The organism is Ruegeria atlantica (genome assembly GCF_001458195.1).
In the GTDB taxonomy this organism is placed as follows: domain Bacteria; phylum Pseudomonadota; class Alphaproteobacteria; order Rhodobacterales; family Rhodobacteraceae; genus Ruegeria; species Ruegeria atlantica.
The window spans coordinates 226,016-242,381 of record NZ_CYPU01000068.1; the positions used below are offsets into that span (position 1 = coordinate 226,016).

Genomic DNA, 16,366 nt, shown 5'->3' on the forward strand with positions numbered 1-16,366 from the left:
CTACTGCCCTATCAGACGGTAGAAAGTGCCCTGAAATCCGGCAAGCAAAACGTAGCGTGAGTTATTTTGGCAGGGCGCCCGTCAGAACATAGCGCAGAACATCAACCACTTGGCCCGGGTGCTCGGCCACGGCCAGCGCCGCAGCGTCCACTTCTTTCAGCGCGTGCTGGTGATCAGGGCCGTGCAGTACGATCAAGGACTTTCCCAAAGCCGCAGCATAACCCGCATCGAAGGCTGCATTCCACTGTTTGTACTTCTCGCCGAACCGGACCACTACCACATCGGCATCCGCAATACCCTTGCGCGTGCGGATCGCGTTGACCATCGCGCCCTTGTGGTCATGCCAATACTTGTTCGGCTCGGCCCCCAGAATGGCCACACCGCAATCGTCGCTGGCCGCGTGATCGGTGACTGGACTGTTGAAAGTGATATCCAGACCCTGAGCACCCTCAATGATCTGTTCCCGCCAGTCGGTGTGGATTTCGCCAGATAGGTAAACGTTCAGCATCTTTTGTCCTCCGCAAAAACAGAAAGGGCGCGACCGCCCCTTCATCTTTTCAAAAACACTCCCGCCAGCGGCGGCCAGGCATCAACCGCGTAATGTACCGCCTGTTGCCTTGGTAACCTTGGCGATGATCTTTTCGGCGACCGCTTCGATGTCTTTTTCCTTCAGCGTCGCATCCGTCGGCTGCAGGCGCACGGTAATGGCCAGTGATTTCTTGCCTTCACCCAGGCTGCCGCCAATGAATTCGTCAAAGACGCGGACGTCCTCAACCAAAGCTTTGTCGGCGCCGGCTGCGGCGTTCACCAATGTCAGCGCCTCGACACTCTCGTCGACGACGAATGCAAAGTCCCGCTCGACCGCCTGCAAATCACGCAGTTCAAGCGCGGCGCGGGTAGCGCCGGATTTACGCGGCAGAGGCACCTCTTCTGGCCAGATGGTGAAGGCCATCGCCGGGCCTTTGATGCCCATCGCCTGCAACACCCGTGGATGCAGTTCCCCAAAGACGCCCAACACCTTTTTGGGACCCAGACAAATTTTGCCGTGACGACCAGGATGCCACCAGGCGTCACCGTCGCGCAGGACCTGCACCTTGGCGGGTGCACCAATGGCCGTCAGCACGGCCTCGGCATCTGCTTTGGCATCGAACACGTCAACTGGGCGCGAGGCACCGTGCACGTCCTTGGGGCCGTTGCGACCGACAAGCAGCCCGGTAATCTGGGTTTTCTGATCGCCAGGTTCGCCGTCATGGAAAACCGGGCCAACCTCGAACAGCGCGACATCTGCATACCCTCGCGCCTGATTGCGGGCGGCGGCCTGCAGCAGACCGGGCAGCAGATCGGGGCGCATATGGCTCATCTCGGACGAGATCGGATTTTCCAACTGCGTCGCTTCATCCCCGCCACCGAACAAGGCAGCCGAAGCCTGATCGATGAACGTATAGCTGACGCATTCATTGTACCCCAGCGCCGCACAAGTGCGACGCGCCATCGACTGACGCCGTTGCGTCGGGGTCATCACCGCCTTGGGAATACCATCCGTCACACGCGGCAGCGGCTTGCCCTGCAGTTTGGTCAGGGATGCGATACGCGCGACCTCTTCCACCAGATCGGCCTCACCCATGATATCGGGACGCCAGCTGGGGACATGCGCCATCTCGCCTTCCAGACGAAAGCCCAAGCGGGTTAGGGTCTGGCGTTGCTCGCTTTCCGGAATGTCCATGCCCACCAGCGACTGCACGCGTTCAGCGTCCAGCTTGTAGGCCCGCGAGTGATCCGGTGCCTTGCCAGCTTCGACCACTTTCGAGGCTTCGCCACCGCAGATATCCAGGATCATCTGCGTCGCATGTTCTAACCCTTCCAGCGTGTATTCAGGGTCCACGCCACGTTCGAACCGATAGCGCGCGTCCGAGTTGATCTTAAGCGCACGGCCGGTCAAAGCGATCTGCACATGATCCCAAAACGCGCTTTCAAGGAACACATTCACGGTGTCCTCGGTACAACCAGTTTCCTCACCGCCCATGATCCCGGCAATCGACTCCGGGCCCTTATCGTCCGAAATCACCATCATACCGGGCTGCAGAGTGTATTCTTTCTCGTCCAGCGCAACCAGCTTTTCACCGCCCTTGGCTCGGTGAACGCGCAGGTTACCCTGCACCTTGTCCGCATCGAAAACGTGCAGCGGGCGGTTCTGGTCGAACGTCATATAGTTGGTGATATCCACCAAAGCCGAGATCGGACGCAGGCCGATTGCCTTCAACTGATCCTGCAGCCATTGCGGGCTGGGGCCATTCTTGACCCCTTTGATCAGGCGGCCGGTGAAATGCGGCGCACCGTCCCGTGTATCCTCGTCGATCGTTACGTTGATCGGGCTTTCGAACTCACCCGGCACCGGTGTATAGCCGCGTTCTTTCAGCGTACCGACGCCACGTGCAGCCAAATCGCGAGCGATCCCGGCTACGCCCAGCGCGTCGGGGCGGTTCGGCGTGATCGCGATCTCGATCATCGTATCAACTTTTGCCGGCTCGTTCTCGGCCAACCAGTCGACGAATTTGTCGCCGACTTCGCCCGAGGGCAGCTCGATGATGCCGTCATGTTCTTCTGACAGCTCCAGCTCCCGCTCCGAGGCCATCATGCCAAAGCTTTCGACGCCGCGGATTTTGCCCACGCTGATCGTAAGATCCAGACCGGGGATATACATGCCCGGCTTACAGACCACGACCGTGATACCTTCGCGTGCGTTGGGCGCGCCGCAGATGATCTGCAGATCGCCTTCATCAGTCGCGACCGTGCAAACGCGCAGCTTATCCGCATCCGGGTGCTTTTCCGCGTGTTTCACATAGCCCAGCGTAAAGCCTGCCAGACGGTCCGCAGGGTTCACGATCTCTTCGACTTCCAGTCCAAGATCGGTCAGCGTCTCTGCAATCTCATCCACCGACGCATCGGTGTCGAGGTGGTCTTTCAGCCAGGAAAGAGTGAATTTCATCGGTCGGTATCCGCCAGTAAATCTAGGGTCAGACCGCGTTTAACGGATATTGCGGACAGGGGAAAGAGGGTGCGGGGGGCTTGGGTGCCTACTCTTCCGCGACCGTGTTGGAAACGCCCTCTGCACCGGCAAACACCGCCAGAATCCGAGCGATATCTTCGCCTGAGTTCACCCCGGCATGAGGGGAGCGGAATGCCTCGACCAACGCATCGCCGGTTTTGTAGGTTTTGGTCCCGGCATCTCCGTAAATCACGGTGATTTCACCCTCTAGCATGTAAGCCGCCAATGGGGCCTCGTGCCGGTGCCAGCCGGTTTTTTGGCCGGGCTGCATGGTCACGATGGCCATGGTTATCTGCGCCTTGCCTTCGGGGTATTCCAGCGGTTCACCAATCACGGACTTATCGGCCTGCAACAGAACCTCAACCGGCGGATACGTATCGCGCGCCAGAACAGGTGTGGTTGCAAGGATCAGGGCGCTTAGCAGCAAGGTTCGCATCGGGCAGTTCCATTTTCGGATCATTCCGGGCAACCAAGCTGGAAATACCTTTGCAAGTCAAATGATCAGGGATATGTCGGCTCGCGCCCCAGCAGCTCATCCAACTGCCGTCCGATCCAGCCGTGGGGAATGAAATGTCCACCGGAATGTGTGTCCAGCACCACCTGCCCCTGCGCGCAATCGGTCCATTCCATCCGGCTGAGCGTCAGGATCGGCACGACGCTCCAATCCCCGCCCGGGGTGGCGTTGTGGCAACCATATTTCTGCCGCCACAGCGCCACTGGATAAGTCGTGTCCCCGCCCGGCCCAAAAGGGAAATCCATCACGGTGTCGCTGGTCCCGTGCACATGGCGCACCTCGGCCGGAGCTTGCGGGCAGTGCTCGGTCTGACGGATCGACCCCGCGACCGCCATCAAAGCAGCCGTGTCATTGCCCGACTGGCACACATAGCGCCACGCCATCGCACCGCCAAAGGAATAGCCCGAGACATAGATGCGTTCCGGATCAATCGGATAGCGTTTGGCCACATCCTCAAGCACCCGATCAGCGAAGGGGACATCGCGCGTGTCCGAGGTCCAGAAATCCCAGCTTTTTCCCAACCCGTTCGGGGCCACCAGCAACACACCGCGCAGCTTTGTGGCTCCGGCGATGCGTTCATGGTTCACCACCACCGTCCCCTGCCGTGCCCAGCCGTGGAAATGCAGCAGCACTGGCAAGGGTGTTTCACTGTCCCAGTCGTCCGGCTCCAACACGTGGTATGAGCGGTCGCCGAGGTCACAGGCGGTATCGCCGTGACAAGTGTCCACGGCGGCGGCTTGGGTAGCAGTCAGCAGAAAGAGGCAAAACAGTCGGTAAATCATCCACAGAAACCTAGCGAGCCTTCGCCCGCTGTCACGTAAAATAATTGTCAGAAAAGTAGCGATTGCTTCACGTGAGAACTTGCCAAGCTTCATTGAGTTTCCGCTATATCTCCAGCTTGCTCCTTAAAGGAAAAAGGAAGCGCTACCAAAAAGTCGTCGACTGTGGCCTTCGTATCGGGAAAACAGTCTTTCCGCATAATAAACGCGAGTTCAGCAATACAATTCCAATAGTTCTCAATATCTTCCGTTGTTTTCCAGCCACTTCTAGTATCTGAGACTTGATTGACCAACCGAACGACCTCGTCCGATCCAATACAGAGGATTTCAATACGGCGTCGAACTATTTCAAATCGAAGTTTGCGGAGCTTTTCCTGATCCACCTCTCCACCAATGATACCGAATTCATCCGCTATGGTTTTTAGGTATTCTTGATAAACCCTTTGTTTTTCTTCAACGATGCGAGAATTTCTATCAAGTTCTTTTTGCTGCGCGTAAGCCCGCACAGCAATCAAATATGCACCACAAGCCGCAACCAATGCCGCTAGCACAGGCACAAAGGGTTCAAGACTACTGAGGATTTCGCCGAATAGACCAAAATCACGGCACACGTTTTCGCATGCCGTGATCACCTCAACTTCGCTCAACGCGACAAACCACCATGCAGGTTCGGCATATCCAGCGCCGCAAACCCATAGTGGCGCAACCAGCGCAGGTCACTGTCAAAGAACGCCCGCAAATCCGGGATGCCGTATTTCAGCATTGCCAGACGGTCGATACCGATGCCAAAGGCAAAGCCCTGATAGACCTCGGGATCAATCCCGCCTGCGGCGATCACCTTGGGGTGGACCATGCCGGACCCCAGAATCTCCATCCAGTCGTCGCCCTCGCCGATCTTCAGCTGACCGTTATCCCAGGAACAGCGGATATCGACCTCGGCCGATGGCTCGGTGAAGGGGAAGTGCGAGGCGCGGAAGCGCAGTTCGACATCATCGACCTCGAAGAACGCCTTCACGAACTCTTCCAGAACCCATTTCAGGTTCGCCATCGAGATGTCCTTGTCGATGGCCAGACCCTCGACCTGATGGAACATCGGCGTGTGGGTCTGGTCATAATCGGCGCGGTACACGCCGCCCGGACAAATGATGCGGATCGGCGCGCCCTGTTTCTCCATCGAGCGTATCTGCACCGGCGAGGTATGGGTGCGCAGCACGTGCGGCGGGCGATTGTCACCCTCGGCGCGGTGCATGTAGAACGTGTCCATCTCGGCCCGCGCGGGGTGGTGGCCGGGGATGTTCAGGGCGTCAAAGTTGTACCAGTCGTCTTCGATCCACGGTCCTTCGGCCACCGAAAAGCCCAGTTCGGCAAAGATCGCGGTCAGCTCCTCGGTCGCCTGGCTAACAGGATGGATCGCCCCCTGACGGCGCGCGCGGGTCGGCAGGGTGACGTCCAACCATTCTGTGCGCAGACGCTCATCCAGGGCGGCATCGGCCAAAGCGGCTTTCTTGGCGGACAGGGCCGAGTTGATCTCATCCTTCAGGGCATTCAGCGCGGGGCCTGCAACCTGGCGTTCCTCGGGCGTCATCTTGCCCAGCTCACGCATCTTCAGCGCGACCTCGCCCTTTTTGCCGACAGCTGCGACACGGATCGCTTCGAGTGCGTTTTCGTCGCCTGCATCGGCGATCTGACCCAGATATTTTCCCTTAAGATCGTCCATGACGGTTCCCTGAATGCTGTTGAAGCTCTGCTATCACAGCAGTCTGCGAAAGCAAGAGGGGCGGATCAGATCGCCCGCAGCATTGCCACTTGTGGGCCGCACCGGACCGGGCGCACGGTCGGGCCATAAGTTTGTGGCTGATCCAAAAGCTCGGGGAACAGGGCGAACAGCTCGTCTGCGGCTTCGCGAGCAAGACTCGACAGGCCCTGCGCCCCGGGAAAGAAGCTTTCCGAGATCAGACCAGAGGTCGACACCAGTTGATGCCGGTCAAAGAACAGGTGGACATAGTGGACAAGGTCGCAAGGCGCGGATGTGATGGTCGTGTCATTGACCATTGATTTGGCCGCGACAAGAACCTCATCTTCTCCGAACAACAGTTGCGCCTGCCAACCTGCGACCAGCAGACGGTGTTGCGGCGAGACGTAAATGTCCTTTTCGGCCCCCAACGCGCCGGAACGGATGCGAACGGGTGCAAAACGACCCCGTCCTGAAACAGTGCAGCCACCGGCCCAGCGAATGATGCAAGCACCATCGTCCTGCGTTAATACCAGATCACCCGGCCCCAGAGTTTCAACCCTGCGCGGGCCGTCTGGCGTGTCGACCAACGTGCCAGCCGCGAAACACGGCGCGCCTGAATCGCCGGGTGAGAGCGGCGCATGCACCAGTGTGTCCGGGTTGGGCTGATTGAATTGCAGGGTCGTTGTGGTTTGGTTCGGCCCGACAAGAACCGGTAGATTTTCCGAAGTTTCGCCGGCGGCCAACCCGTTTTGAGCGACGATATCTGTAGTTCCGCCACCGATATCGTAGAAATCAATGACCTCGCCCGTCGACGTATTGGTCAGCGCATAAGCTTCATAGTTGGTAGAGCCACCGCCATTGGGATCGGTCAGCAAGATCGGAAAGAAGTCCGCTGAAATCACAAAGACTTGTTCGTTGTTGTCAGGGTCTGTCGAAACCTGAACCGACGGGTGATCCAGCGGAATTTCGATCCCAACCTGACCATTCGCCTGATAGAAGGACACAGTGAAATTGGCCGGATCCTCATCGGATCTCAGCGCAACCTCTAGGAACTCGGACACACCGCTTTGGGCGGCATAGGCATTGGAATAATGCAGTTCGCTGATACGGGCCATGACGCCATCACGCTCGGGAATATCCCGCCAATCATACTCGCAGGACCCTGCCACATGGCAAGGTCACATCGCGTTAATTGGCAAATACTCTCCTAAAGGCAACAGACCTAAGAGACAGTCAGTAACTGAAATCGGGATAAATCCGGGTCAGATCGCCGTTCCAGTCGCCGTTATAGTGATCCAGCAATTCATCCGCCGGAACCTTGCCTGTTTCGATACTGTCCTTGAGCGCATTCAGGAAATGCGTCTCATCCGGTACCAACCCACCTGCACCGGGAAAGGCGCGGGATTTCAGGCCGGCTTGGGCGATCGAAACCACCTCACCAGCCAGATCGTGCATGTTGATATCGCCGACCTGCGCCTGCAAACCGTCCCGGGCCGCGGCAACCCGCAGCTCTTCGCGCGTTTCGGCGTCCCAGCCTTTGACCAGATCCCAGGCCGCATCCAACGCACCCTGATCATAGGTCAAACCCACCCAGAATGCGGGCAAGGCACACAGGCGCCGCCATGGGCCACCATCGGCCCCGCGCATCTCCATGAACTTCTTGATCCGCGCCTCGGGGAAGGCTGTGGTCAGGTGATCAGCCCAGTCTGACAAAGTCGGCGTTTCGCCCGGCAATGCAGGCAGTTTGCCTTGCAGAAAGTCACGGAAGGACTGGCCCAGCGCGTCGATATACTTGCCGTCGCGATAGACGAAATACATCGGCACATCCAAGGCGTATTCGACCCAAGCCTCGAACCCGAACCCGTCTTCGAACACAAAAGGCAGCATCCCGGTGCGCGCATCATCCAGATGCCGCCAGATATAGCTGCGCCAGCTTTTTTGGCCGTTTGGCTTACCCTCAAAGAACGGCGAATTGGCAAATAGTGCGGTTGCCACCGGCTGCAACGCCAGCGCGACGCGCAGTTTCTGCACCATGTCAGCCTCGGATCCAAAGTCGATATTGACCTGAACCGTACACGTCCGGCGCATCATCGACCGGCCCATGGTGCCGACCTTTTCCATGTAGTCATTCATCAGCCGGTAACGCCCCTTGGGCATCAGCGGCATTTCCTCGTGGGTCCAGATCGGGGCGGCCCCAAGGCCGATGAAGCCGACACCGATCTTGTCCGCGATATCCTTCACATCGCGCAGATGCGCGTTCACCTCGTCACAAGTTTCATGAATGGTCTCAAGCGGCGCGCCTGACAATTCCAACTGCCCACCGGGTTCCAGCGAAACATTGGCGCCGTCTTTTTCCAGCCCGATCAGCTTGCCGGCCTCTTCCACCGGGGCCCAGCCGTGCAGATCACGCAAACCCTGCAGCACGGCAAGGATAGAGCGCTCGCCCTCAAAGGGCAGCGGTTTCAGCGTGTCTTTGCAATAGCCGAACTTCTCATGTTCGGTTCCGATGCGCCAATCCTGTTTGGGCTTGCAGCCCGATTCCAGATATTCGGCCAGTTGCTCATGGCGTTCGATCGGTCCGCCGCCGGACTGGGGAATGGACATGAACCGTGCTCCGATCCTGATGTGTCTGTCGTTTGGTCAGTCGTGGTCTTAAACCGCGCCAGTGTCAATGCAGCCTCAAATGGGCCGGACGCAGAGGCGTGCGTTCCCAAATAACCACAGGATGCGTCGCGCCACCGTTCAGTTCCGACAGCATTTGTTCAGTTTTCAAGCCCGGAAGAGCCGAGAACACATCGAACAGAGCTTCGGCGCCTTCTGCATTCACAGGAATGTGAAGCGTCGGCTGACCCTGTTGATCCAAAATCCAATGCGCCGGGGACGATGTCGGGTCCAGCGCAAGGCGCTCGATTTCACGTGTCGCAACGATGCCGCCTGTCAGCGGCCCCAGGTAAGTGATCTGACCTTCATCGATTGTCACCAGACCAGGGCCACCTGCACCGGTTCGGAACCGGGCCCGTTGAATGCCAATAACGGCCAGCGCCACCGAGACTGCGATCAGAACCCAGCCCAGCCAACCCAGCAATCCACCGGGTCCGCCGATCCAGCTGAGGCCGACCAACAAGACGACCCCTGCCACCAGCACTTCGCGCCAGCGCCACAGGGCCAGTTTGGCTTCGGGTCGGATGAAACTCATGCCGTGTCCTCGGGGTTTTTGAACAGAATCAGGGAATAGTGGCCTGCTGGCCGGAACCCAATTGCTATATAGGCACGCGCGGCAGCATCGCTAGCGGCAAACAGAACAGCGCGGGTTGCGCCGTTGCTGTGCGCCTCGCGTAGATGCAGCGCCACTGCCAGTCGGGCGTATCCATGCCCCCGAAGATCGGGCGGCGTGTACACGCCCCCAATCTGGACAACCTCTGGCAAACGCGAGTTGAACCCGGTCATTCCTACCGGCTGGTTATCCATCAACAAGGCCCGATGAGAATCGCGTTCGATATAGGCAGCGATATCTTTTTGTGCCTGAGGTTGCGCGCGTTCGGGGTCAAAGCCCATTGCTTCGATCAGGTAGTCTTGTCGCCATCCCACTGTTATGGATCGGTCCAGTTCATCCAGCGGCACCAGTTTCGCGCCGGTGGCGTCCGGCATGACAAGTTGATTCAGATCCAGCGAGAATCCCGGCTCGTCACTGTTTAGGGTTGCAGGCCGGTCTTCCCATCCCGCAAGCTGCATGATCCGACCAGCTTGAGTGGCCTCAGCCGCCAGACCGAACAACTTGCGCCCTCGGATCAGGCGAATCGCATGGCTCAGGTCTTCGTCCGAGCATTCTGGGCATTGCGGCAGAACCATACCTTCATTTGTGATTCCAAAAACCGCCCGCGGACCTTCACCCAATTTCCACAAGTTCACGGCGCGCGGGTCTGAGCCGCGCAAGCCGAAATCCCGCAGGTTCGCCAGAGGGAACATGGACGTCTGGATGTGTTCGAACAGGAACCTGTCGATCTTTGGAACGTCTGCGCCTTGCGCTTCTTGCCAGTTCACACCCAGTCCCCCAGCGCCTGCTGCCACATGGTCAGCGCCGCTACGGCAGCCGTATCGGCGCGCAGGATGCGCGGGCCAAGGCTGACCACATGTGAATATGGCAACGCGGCCAGCCTCGCGCGTTCACGCTCGGAAAAGCCACCTTCGGGGCCGATGAGAATAGCCCAGGATTGGTCCGTTTCATTGCCAGCCAACCGTAGGGCCGAGCCTACCTCGGCCTCATCGCAGAACATCAGTTGCCGCCCTTCGGGCCAGCTTTCCAACACGCGATCCAATCGCTGCAGATCAGCCACCTCGGGCACAAATGTTCCACCGCATTGCTCGGTCGCCTCAACGGCGTGCGCCTGCAAGCGGTCCTGACGAATGCGTTCCGAATTGGTGAATTCCGTTTGCACCGGCATGATCCGCGCCGCTCCCATTTCCGCTGCCTTTTCAACGATAAAGTCAGTCCGCGCCTTTTTGATCGGCGCGAACAGGAACCACAGGTCTGGGGGCAGTTGCAGCGGTTTGGATTGCTCAACGCAGGACAAGACGCCGCCCCGCTTGCCTGCCACTATTACCTCGGCCAGCCACTCTCCGTCCTGCCCATTGAACAGCGCGACATGTCCACCGACGGACAGGCGCATAACGCCAAACAGGTAATGGGCCTGCTCGCGCGTCAAAGGAACCGATTGCCCCTGACCCAGAGGGTGCTCTACATACAGTCTGATCTTTGCACTCATGAGACCTTACATATGCAAGGCAATGCCCCAACACCAGACGGTCAGGTTGCCGACGCTGTCAGCGGCAACTGGGTCGATACATATGCGCCCGCGTTCACCCGCCCCTACCTGCGCCTGAGCCGCGCTGACCGGCCCATCGGCACGTGGTTGCTGTTGATTCCCTGCTGGTGGGGATTGGCACTGGCCATCCTCAGCGACGGCACCCCGCGGTGGGAGGATCTGTGGATCGCCATCGGCTGCGCGTTCGGCGCATTTCTGATGCGCGGTGCTGGCTGTACATGGAACGACATCACCGACCGCGAATTCGATGGTCAGGTCGAACGCACACGGTCCCGCCCAATCCCGTCCGGTCAGGTCAGTGTGCGCCAGGCCGTTACCTGGATGGGACTGCAATGCCTGCTGGCGCTGATGATTCTGTTGACCTTCAACCACGCCGCAATTGCGATGGGCGTACTGTCGCTGTTGCCGGTGACGATCTACCCCTTTGCCAAGCGATTCACCTGGTGGCCACAGGTGTTTCTGGGGCTGGCATTCAACTGGGGCATCCTGCTGGCCTGGGCTGCCCACACGGGAACCGTGGGTATACCCGCAATCACGCTGTACCTAGCCGGGATCGCGTGGACGCTGTTTTACGACACGATCTATGCCCATCAGGACGCCGAAGATGACGAGCTGATCGGGATCAAGTCCACCGCCCGGCTGTTTGGCACCGATACTGCGCGGTGGTTGAAGTATTTCCTGATGGCAACAGTGGCGCTTATGGGACTGGCAATCATTGACGCCGCGACGACCCAGGCGTCAATCATTGCCCTGGTAGTGGCCCTTGGGGGGCCTTGGGCGATGGGGTGGCACATGGCATGGCAATTGCGGGGACTTGATATCGAGGACAACGCCAAACTGCTGCAATTGTTCCGCGCCAACCGTGATACCGGCCTTATTCCTCTGATATTCCTTTGCGTCGCCTTGCTGCTCTGATTGCACCCGGGCCGAGGCCTCTGTAAGAGTTCTGAACACTCACCCGAGGAGTCGATAGTTCGCACATGCGTCTGCCTTATTTCTTCGTCGTTGCCTTTGTCTTCCTTGCGTCCGCCGGGCTGTCTCTGCTGGCGGCAAGCTTTGCCGTAACAAAGGTCGAAGAAGCCTCGGAATTCGCCGTTCGGCGTGCGCTGGACCTAAAAGGCCATAACTGGGCCGAGGTACAGTCAGACGGGCTGCGGGTGGTTCTGACCGGCACCGCCACAGATGAGGCCACACGATTCAACGCTTTGACGGCGGCGGGGACCGAGGTCGACACCTCGCGCGTGATTGATGAAATGGAAGTCGCGCCTTCGACGCAGTTGGCCTCCCCACGCTTTTCAGCCGAAATTCTCCGCAATGACAGCGGTATCTCGGTTATTGGCCTGATCCCGGCGAGCGAAGACCGCGACGCACTGACGAAAAGATTGCGAACGCTGAATGACGGGCCGATATCTGATTTGCTGGAAACCGCCGACTATCCAAAGCCCAAAGGCTGGGACGATGCGATCGCTTTTGCTGTTGAGGCGCTGACCCGACTGCCGCGGGCCAAAATCTCGGCCAGCCCCGGGCTTGTAAAGGTGACAGCAATTGCCGACAGCCAGCAGGAAAAAGAACGGCTGGAGCAAGAGCTGACGCGCGCGGCACCGCCCAGCCTGCGCATTGGCCTGTCCATTTCCGCACCGCGCCCGGTCATTACACCCTTCACCCTGCGCTATCTGATCGACGAAAATGGCGGGCAATTCGACGCCTGTTCGGCCCAGGATGAAAAGGCGCGGGACCGGATCGTCGCAGCCGCCCAGGATGCTGGTCTGACCGGGCCTTATTCCTGCACCATCGGTCTGGGTGAACCCTCGCCTCGCTGGCCCGACGCCGCCGTGTTAAGCATTCGGGCGCTGTCAGAAATCGGCCAGGGTACGGTGACTTTGTCAGATGCAGATATCACTCTGGTCGCGGCCGAAGGCACTGGTGCCGCGCTGTTTGATCAGGTGATCGGTGAACTGGAAAACGCGCTGCCCGAGGTCTTTGCCCTGCACGCGGTTCTGCCGGAACCCGAAACGGAAAACCAATCCGGCCCGCCCGAATTCTCAGCAACACGAAGTCCCGAAGGCCTGGTGCAAATGCGCGGCCGCCTGGGGGATGAAACCCAGCGCGACATGGTCGACAGCTATGCCCGTGCAGCCTTTGGTTATGAACACGTCCATACCGCAACCCGCGTGGCCCCTGACCTGCCCGCTGATTGGCCCATTCGCGTTCTCAGCGGGCTTGAGGCATTGTCGCAACTGCACAATGGCGCGCTAACCGTGACACCGGACGAAGTGGTTCTGAACGGCATCAGCCACGATCCCAAAACCCGGGCCTATGTTTCGGGGCTTTTGTCGGAAAAACTGGGCGAGGCACAAGATTTCAGCCTGTCGATCACCTATCAAAAGCCACCCGAGCCCGCAGACAAGCTGCCCGACCCGGATGTTTGCGAAGAGCGCATCGCCGAGGTTCAGGCGGGTTCCAAAATCGCCTTTGAACCAGGTTCTGCCACGGTCGCCGCCGAATCGCGCGATACGGTCAATCAGATCGCCGACATCCTGCGGGAATGCGGACCCATCCGGCTGGAGATTCAGGGCCACACTGACAGCCAAGGTCGCGAAGAGATGAACCAGCAGCTCAGCCAGTCGCGTGCACAATCCATCTTAAATGAACTGCGCGCGCGGCGCGTGCCCACAGCCAGCTTTACCGCCTTGGGCTATGGTGAAACCCAGCCAATCGCCGACAATGACACCGAAATCGGGCGGGAAGAAAACAGACGCATCGAATTCCGCCTGATCCGGCCCGAATCCACCGCCGAATCTCAAACCGCGCTGGAAGCGATGGAAGACGAAACAGAGACGTCACAAGACGCAGAGCCAGAGGCCAAAGCCGCGGAAACGGATGCGGAAACCGACTCGGGCGCAGGGGACCAGTAAATTGAACAGAATCGAATTCATTATCGCGACCGCCGTCATATTGTTTGCCGCCTTTAGCATGGGATGGTTCGCCAACTGGCTGGCCCATCGCCTGTCGCGCGTCCGGCAAAGCGACGTCGCCGATCTGGACCGCATGAGCCAGGAGCTGCATGAGGCAGAAGAAACCCGCGACCAGGCCATCACCTATCTGCAGCAGCGCGAGGCCGAACTGACCAACCAGCTGACCCAGACCGAGGCCGAATTGGCCGCCGCCATGGACGGCCTGCGCGCCGCCCGGCAAGAGGCGGAAGAACTACGCGGGCGTATCAACAACGCGGATTGATCCCAGCCCCGGGCTTAATAGCTGACCCCGGTTGGGGCCGACTGCACCTTCGGCGCAAATCAGCCGATCCGAGGCAATCGCCTTCAATTCTTAAAACAAATTCAATATTAGGAATTGGTGCATTTTTTACACATGCACATCACTGTTCACTATCCAGAAAATTGGAGTGTACTATGAATTTCAAATCATCATTAACAACCGCTGCGACTCTAAGCATCTTCTCTGCTGTAGCCGCTTGGGCTTCAAGTGACGTCATACCGTCAGAGAACGATACCTTCACCAACTGGGGCGAAGAATCCGGTTGGACTATCTTTGTGGATGACTCCCGCGGGTCCTGCCTGATCGAGCGTATGGACGAAAACCAGAACGTCGTTCAGATGGGTCTGACCAAGGACCACGAGATGGGCTATCTTGGTGTGTTCACGAAGAACGACATTGGCCTGAAGGGTAAGAAGGAAAAGATCTTCCTGTCACTCGACGGCAACGTCTACGAAGCTGAGGCGCACAAGAAGACTAAGCATCTCGCCGACGGATATACAGGCGGATACATCCTTGCGAACAACGCCCAGTTTGTGGATGACGTCATGAACAAATACGAAATGACCGTGTTTCCGAAGAAAGAGTTCGCATTCACCGTTAGTCTGGATGGTACTAAAAAAGCCATCGAAGCGGCACGGCAGTGTAACACCGAACAAAGCACCTAACTCGCTATGATAGACCCGGCACCAGATAATCCGGTGCCGGGCACAGAACCTACCACCGCGTCAGCGCATCTTCATCCTCATCCTTGGCTGCGACCCATTCCGCGCCGGATGTGGTGATTTCTTTTTTCCAGAATGGCGCGCGGGATTTTAGGTAATCCATCAGGTATTCTGCCGCCTCAAACGCATCCTTGCGGTGCCGCGCGGCAGTAGCCACCATCATGATCCGGTCCCCGGGGGCAAGGCGCCCGTGGCGGTGAATCACCAGAACATCGCCCAACGACCAGCGCTGCTGTGCCTCTTCGGCTATTTTGGTGAGCGCCCGTTCGGTCATACCGGGGTAATGCTCGATCTCCATCACATCCAGATCACCGGATGCCAGATCGCGCACCACGCCGGTAAAGGTCACGATGGCGCCGTTGGCATCGTCTCCGGCGGCGAAGGTATTGGCTTCGGCCCCAAGATCAAATTCTTCTTCCTGAACCGAGATGCGCATGGATTTAGCCGCCGGTCATCGGCGGGAAAAAAGCCACTTCGCGCACGCCAGAAAGCGATGCGTCAAAATCGGACAGCTCCTGATCCAGTGCCACACGCAGTGCGGACAGGTCCGCAAATGCGGCAGCATAGCGGTCTTCACGCGCACTCAGCTCGGCGACCAGATCGGATACGGTTGCGGCCTCGGTTTCGATCCGCTCTTTCGGCAGGCCGATCCGTTCACGCACCCAAGCAAAATACAGCACGTCCATCCCTTAGCTCTCCTTCAGGTGGGGCATGGCTTTACGTAGGTAGTCATAGCCGGTGATCAATGTAAGCGCTGCCGCGATCCACAACAGCCACAGCCCAATGCGACCGGACCAGAACATCGCCTCAAGGTGCCAGCGCATATGATTCAGGTCTTCCAATTGACCCGTCAGAACCTGATCCATCGTTGCGGCATCCATGCCGAATGTAGCCATCACAAAATAGTGCTCGAAAACCCCCTGCGAAAACAGAATGGCAATCGCCACCATCTGCGCGGTCGTTTTCCATTTCGCCAGCTTTGTGACCTTCAGCGTTCCGGCCGTATCACCCAGATATTCCCGCAGGCCCGAGACAAAAACTTCGCGGAACAGGATGACCGTCGCAGGCAGCACCAGCCAGGGCGTCCAGTGCTCAGCGGAGTAACCCACAAGGATCATCAGCGCGATCACCACCATCGCCTTGTCCGCAATCGGGTCCAACATGGCGCCGATCTTGGTTTCCTGTTTCCACGCGCGCGCCAAGTACCCATCAAACCAGTCGGTAATCGCGGCAGACAAGAACAGGATCAGCGCAAACCAGTCCGCATAGGGCCTGGTGAAATACAGAAACATTACGGCCAGACCGGGCGCGGCCAACAGGCGCAGTACGGTCAGGATATTCGGCAGGTTCCACTTCATGAAGAAGACCCTACATCGCTGACCGGGGACAGGAAAGACGGGGTGGAAAAAAACTGTATCGATCACAGAGGCTTGGTCAAAGCGCCGCAGTCCGGCGCGGCACCGGTTATTGG

At 58.6% G+C, this 16,366-nt stretch carries 18 protein-coding genes; 4 read left to right on the forward strand and 14 right to left on the reverse strand.

Features of this window, described 5'->3' with window-relative positions:
* Window positions 1-61: 61 nt before the first annotated feature.
* The 11 genes from RUA4292_RS18115 to RUA4292_RS18165 form a co-directional block, all read right to left on the reverse strand.
* Entirely contained in the window at window positions 62-508 is a 447-nt protein-coding gene (locus RUA4292_RS18115) for a YtoQ family protein (protein ID WP_058278855.1), read from the reverse strand.
* An 81-nt stretch (window positions 509-589) separates the two neighbouring features.
* Window positions 590-2,986, reverse strand: a complete 2,397-nt coding sequence (gene pheT / locus RUA4292_RS18120; protein WP_058278856.1) for a phenylalanine--tRNA ligase subunit beta — start codon at window positions 2,984-2,986, stop codon at window positions 590-592.
* Between the two features lie 88 nt (window positions 2,987-3,074).
* Window positions 3,075-3,506: a cupin domain-containing protein gene (locus tag RUA4292_RS18125; protein WP_058278857.1), complete on the reverse strand. Its 432-nt coding sequence runs from the start codon at window positions 3,504-3,506 to the stop codon at window positions 3,075-3,077.
* Window positions 3,507-3,547: 41 nt separating this feature from the next.
* Complete coding sequence (locus tag RUA4292_RS18130) at window positions 3,548-4,342, reverse strand: CE1 family esterase (protein ID WP_058278858.1); 795 nt, start codon at window positions 4,340-4,342, stop codon at window positions 3,548-3,550.
* Window positions 4,343-4,431: 89 nt separating this feature from the next.
* On the reverse strand, window positions 4,432-4,986 hold the full coding sequence (locus RUA4292_RS18135; RefSeq protein WP_058278859.1) for a hypothetical protein: 555 nt from the start codon (window positions 4,984-4,986) through the stop codon (window positions 4,432-4,434).
* Complete coding sequence (gene pheS, locus RUA4292_RS18140) at window positions 4,983-6,056, reverse strand: phenylalanine--tRNA ligase subunit alpha (protein WP_058278860.1); 1,074 nt, start codon at window positions 6,054-6,056, stop codon at window positions 4,983-4,985. Before pheS ends, RUA4292_RS18135 begins: the two co-directional genes overlap by 4 nt.
* Window positions 6,057-6,121: 65 nt before the next feature.
* Window positions 6,122-7,243, reverse strand: coding sequence for a Hint domain-containing protein (locus RUA4292_RS18145; protein ID WP_233493491.1), 1,122 nt, complete (start codon window positions 7,241-7,243; stop codon window positions 6,122-6,124).
* A gap of 64 nt (window positions 7,244-7,307) precedes the next feature.
* The gene (locus tag RUA4292_RS18150) at window positions 7,308-8,678 is read right to left on the reverse strand and encodes a glutamate--cysteine ligase (protein ID WP_058273615.1); all 1,371 of its coding nucleotides are present in this window, start codon (window positions 8,676-8,678) and stop codon (window positions 7,308-7,310) included.
* A gap of 64 nt (window positions 8,679-8,742) precedes the next feature.
* Window positions 8,743-9,270: a hypothetical protein gene (locus RUA4292_RS18155; protein WP_058273616.1), complete on the reverse strand. Its 528-nt coding sequence runs from the start codon at window positions 9,268-9,270 to the stop codon at window positions 8,743-8,745.
* Entirely contained in the window at window positions 9,267-10,115 is an 849-nt protein-coding gene (locus tag RUA4292_RS18160) for a GNAT family N-acetyltransferase (protein ID WP_058278862.1), read from the reverse strand. Before RUA4292_RS18160 ends, RUA4292_RS18155 begins: the two co-directional genes overlap by 4 nt.
* Window positions 10,112-10,837, reverse strand: coding sequence for a 16S rRNA (uracil(1498)-N(3))-methyltransferase (locus tag RUA4292_RS18165; RefSeq protein WP_058278863.1), 726 nt, complete (start codon window positions 10,835-10,837; stop codon window positions 10,112-10,114). Before RUA4292_RS18165 ends, RUA4292_RS18160 begins: the two co-directional genes overlap by 4 nt.
* A gap of 12 nt (window positions 10,838-10,849) precedes the next feature.
* Between RUA4292_RS18165 and ubiA the strand changes: the two genes are divergently transcribed.
* From ubiA to RUA4292_RS18185, 4 genes are all read left to right on the forward strand, one after another.
* Window positions 10,850-11,812, forward strand: coding sequence for a 4-hydroxybenzoate octaprenyltransferase (gene ubiA / locus RUA4292_RS18170; protein WP_058278864.1), 963 nt, complete (start codon window positions 10,850-10,852; stop codon window positions 11,810-11,812).
* Window positions 11,813-11,877: 65 nt separating this feature from the next.
* On the forward strand, window positions 11,878-13,812 hold the full coding sequence (locus RUA4292_RS18175; RefSeq protein ID WP_058278865.1) for an OmpA family protein: 1,935 nt from the start codon (window positions 11,878-11,880) through the stop codon (window positions 13,810-13,812).
* A gap of 1 nt (window position 13,813) precedes the next feature.
* Window positions 13,814-14,134, forward strand: coding sequence for a hypothetical protein (locus tag RUA4292_RS18180; protein ID WP_058278866.1), 321 nt, complete (start codon window positions 13,814-13,816; stop codon window positions 14,132-14,134).
* Between the two features lie 173 nt (window positions 14,135-14,307).
* Window positions 14,308-14,838: a hypothetical protein gene (locus RUA4292_RS18185; RefSeq protein WP_058278867.1), complete on the forward strand. Its 531-nt coding sequence runs from the start codon at window positions 14,308-14,310 to the stop codon at window positions 14,836-14,838.
* Between the two features lie 49 nt (window positions 14,839-14,887).
* Here RUA4292_RS18185 and RUA4292_RS18190 read toward each other — a convergent pair whose 3' ends face one another.
* Genes RUA4292_RS18190 through pgsA form a run of 3 tightly spaced genes read right to left on the reverse strand, consistent with a single transcriptional unit; the run spans window position 14,888 to window position 16,253 of the window.
* Window positions 14,888-15,331, reverse strand: a complete 444-nt coding sequence (locus RUA4292_RS18190) for a molybdenum cofactor biosynthesis protein MoaE (RefSeq protein WP_058278868.1) — start codon at window positions 15,329-15,331, stop codon at window positions 14,888-14,890.
* A gap of 4 nt (window positions 15,332-15,335) precedes the next feature.
* The gene (gene moaD / locus RUA4292_RS18195) at window positions 15,336-15,581 is read right to left on the reverse strand and encodes a molybdopterin converting factor subunit 1 (RefSeq protein WP_058278869.1); all 246 of its coding nucleotides are present in this window, start codon (window positions 15,579-15,581) and stop codon (window positions 15,336-15,338) included.
* Between the two features lie 3 nt (window positions 15,582-15,584).
* On the reverse strand, window positions 15,585-16,253 hold the full coding sequence (pgsA, locus tag RUA4292_RS18200; protein ID WP_058278870.1) for a CDP-diacylglycerol--glycerol-3-phosphate 3-phosphatidyltransferase: 669 nt from the start codon (window positions 16,251-16,253) through the stop codon (window positions 15,585-15,587).
* Window positions 16,254-16,366: the final 113 nt, after the last annotated feature.

What these genes read in the sequence shown, in the direction of transcription:
- RUA4292_RS18155 (WP_058273616.1), bottom strand. Translation starts at nt 9,270, where the DNA reads ATGAGTTTCATCCGACCCGAAGCCAAACTGGCCCTGTGGCGCTGGCGC.
- pheT (WP_058278856.1), bottom strand. Translation starts at nt 2,986, where the DNA reads ATGAAATTCACTCTTTCCTGGCTGAAAGACCACCTCGACACCGATGCG.
- RUA4292_RS18115 (WP_058278855.1), bottom strand. Translation starts at nt 508, where the DNA reads ATGCTGAACGTTTACCTATCTGGCGAAATCCACACCGACTGGCGGGAA.
- moaD (WP_058278869.1), bottom strand. Translation starts at nt 15,581, where the DNA reads ATGGACGTGCTGTATTTTGCTTGGGTGCGTGAACGGATCGGCCTGCCG.
- RUA4292_RS18185 (WP_058278867.1), top strand. Translation starts at nt 14,308, where the DNA reads ATGAATTTCAAATCATCATTAACAACCGCTGCGACTCTAAGCATCTTC.
- RUA4292_RS18125 (WP_058278857.1), bottom strand. Translation starts at nt 3,506, where the DNA reads ATGATCCGAAAATGGAACTGCCCGATGCGAACCTTGCTGCTAAGCGCC.
- RUA4292_RS18165 (WP_058278863.1), bottom strand. Translation starts at nt 10,837, where the DNA reads ATGAGTGCAAAGATCAGACTGTATGTAGAGCACCCTCTGGGTCAGGGG.
- RUA4292_RS18175 (WP_058278865.1), top strand. Translation starts at nt 11,878, where the DNA reads ATGCGTCTGCCTTATTTCTTCGTCGTTGCCTTTGTCTTCCTTGCGTCC.
- ubiA (WP_058278864.1), top strand. Translation starts at nt 10,850, where the DNA reads ATGCAAGGCAATGCCCCAACACCAGACGGTCAGGTTGCCGACGCTGTC.
- RUA4292_RS18190 (WP_058278868.1), bottom strand. Translation starts at nt 15,331, where the DNA reads ATGCGCATCTCGGTTCAGGAAGAAGAATTTGATCTTGGGGCCGAAGCC.
- pgsA (WP_058278870.1), bottom strand. Translation starts at nt 16,253, where the DNA reads ATGAAGTGGAACCTGCCGAATATCCTGACCGTACTGCGCCTGTTGGCC.
- RUA4292_RS18150 (WP_058273615.1), bottom strand. Translation starts at nt 8,678, where the DNA reads ATGTCCATTCCCCAGTCCGGCGGCGGACCGATCGAACGCCATGAGCAA.
- pheS (WP_058278860.1), bottom strand. Translation starts at nt 6,056, where the DNA reads ATGGACGATCTTAAGGGAAAATATCTGGGTCAGATCGCCGATGCAGGC.
- RUA4292_RS18130 (WP_058278858.1), bottom strand. Translation starts at nt 4,342, where the DNA reads ATGATTTACCGACTGTTTTGCCTCTTTCTGCTGACTGCTACCCAAGCC.